The organism is Aeromonas sp. HMWF014 (assembly GCF_963878295.1).
In the GTDB taxonomy this organism is placed as follows: Bacteria; Pseudomonadota; Gammaproteobacteria; order Enterobacterales; family Aeromonadaceae; genus Aeromonas; species Aeromonas popoffii.
This window is the reverse complement of sequence record NZ_CAWNYS010000221.1, coordinates 1-2,005: the sequence shown is the minus strand read 5'-3', so window position 1 is coordinate 2,005 and position 2,005 is coordinate 1. Positions and strand designations below refer to the sequence as shown.

Here is a 2,005-nt window from a genome sequence, read left to right as displayed (position 1 = left end):
GTCCCGGGTACAGGATCAGAAGAGCCAGACCGATCAGGTGGCTGCTGCCATCACCGAGTTGGAGGTGAGTGCTACCGAGGTGGCCCGCTCCACCGATGGCACCAAGCGGGAGGTGGATCTGGCCGATGACGAGGCCCGCAGCGGTCGCCAGAAGGTGGCGACCACTCGTCGTATCACGGAGCAGCTGGCTGGCGCCATGGAAGAGGCCGTCGGCATTACCTACAAGCTGGGTGAGTTCAGCAACAATATCGGCAGCATTCTGGACGTGATCCGCAGCATCGCCGAGCAGACCAATTTACTGGCCCTGAATGCGGCTATCGAAGCGGCCCGGGCCGGTGATGCCGGTCGCGGCTTCGCCGTGGTGGCCGATGAGGTGCGAGCGCTCGCCAACCGTACCCAAACCTCGACCGAAGAGATCCAGGCGATGATCGAGAACTTGCAAAACTCGAGCAAGCAGGTGGTGGAAGTGATGGGCCGCAGTCAGGAGCAGACCCAAACCTGTGTCGAGCAGACCCGCGAGATGGATCTGGCATTGCAGTCCATCGCCGAACGGATGACTTCCATCAAGTCGATGGCGGATCAGGTTGCCCATGCCGCTCAGGAGCAGATCTCGGTCAGTCAGGGCGTCGCTCGCCATATCGCGGGCATTGCCGACGTGGCCTACGAGACCGAGCGGGAGGCGAGAGAATCGGCCAGCAGCAGTGAAGTGCTGGCGGATCTGGTCGCCAAGCAGCAGCAATTGATCGCACATTTCAAGGTCTAGGAGGGCTTATGTCTAAAAAGTGGATTGGGGCCCTGAGTCTCCTGTTGTGTGGACAGCTGATGGCCAGCGAGCTGGTGATCGAGAGCTGGCGGATCGATGACAAGGCCTTGTGGGAACAGAAGATCATTCCCGCCTTCAAGGCGGCCCACCCGGGTATTGAGGTGAAATTCAACGGTGTGCAGAACGTCGACTATATGCCGACCTTGTGGGCCAGCCTGAAGGATGGCAAGGCCGGGGATCTTATCACCTGTCGCCCGTTTGATGACTCTTTGGCTCTGTTCAAAGCGGGTCATCTGGCGGAGCTGACCGAGATGTCGGGGATGGAAAACTTCCCGAGTTTTGCCCAGTCGCCCTGGCAGACCGACTCCGGCGCCCAGACCTTCTGCGTGCCCATGGCCTCGGTCATTCATGGTTTTTTCTATAACAAGAAGATATTCAGTGAGCTGGGTTTGGCAGTGCCGCAAAGCCGTGATGCCTTCTTCGCCGCGCTCGACAAGGTGAAGGCAGATGGCCGTTATGTGCCGCTGGCCATGAGTGGCTCTGAAAGCTGGGTATCGTCCGAACTCGGTTTTCAGAACATAGGCCCCAACTACTGGAAGGGGGAAGATGGGCGTCTGGCGCTGATCGGGGGCCAGGAGCGGCTCGACAACCCGCAATACGTCAAGGTGTTTGAGGAGCTGGCCCGTTGGCGCCCCTATCTGGGTGAGGGGGGAGAGCGTCGGGACTATGCCGCCACCAATGAGCTGTTTACCTCCGGCAAGGCCGCCTTCTATGTGGCGGGTTCCTGGGAAATTGCCCCCTTCACCGGCAAGGTCGACTTTGGCGTCATGCGTCCGCCTGTGGCGAAACAGGGGGAGGGTTGTTTCTTTACCGATCACACCGATATCGGCATGGGGCTGAACCCGGCCAGCAAGAACAAGGAGGCAGCCATGGTCTTCCTGCAGTGGCTGACCACCTCCCAGTTTGCCGAGCTCTATACCAACTCGCTGCCGGGGTTCTTCTCCCTCTCCAACCACTTCTTTGATGTCACCAACCCGGCGGCCAAAGAGATGATGGAGTGGCGCGATCAGTGTGACTCCACCATTCGGGTGGCGACCCAGATCCTCTCCCGTGGCACGCCAAAACTGGGAGACGAGCTGGCCGAGGTGAGTCAGGCCGTGCTGCTCGGCAAGATGGAGCCCAGGGCGGCCGCCGACCGGCTGGAGCAGGGGCTGAAAGGCTGGTATCCCGCTCATCAGGGCA

The 2,005-nt window shown here is 60.4% G+C and carries 2 protein-coding genes; both read left to right on the top strand.

What is annotated here, in order from left to right; translation table 11 throughout:
• A partial coding sequence (locus AAC083_RS08930; RefSeq protein WP_258224638.1) for a methyl-accepting chemotaxis protein occupies positions 1 to 763 on the top strand: 763 nt, incomplete at its 5' end.
• Between the two features lie 8 nt (positions 764 to 771).
• Positions 772 to 2,005: ABC transporter substrate-binding protein (locus AAC083_RS08925; RefSeq protein WP_108536378.1), on the top strand; the 1,234-nt coding region annotated here is incomplete at its 3' end.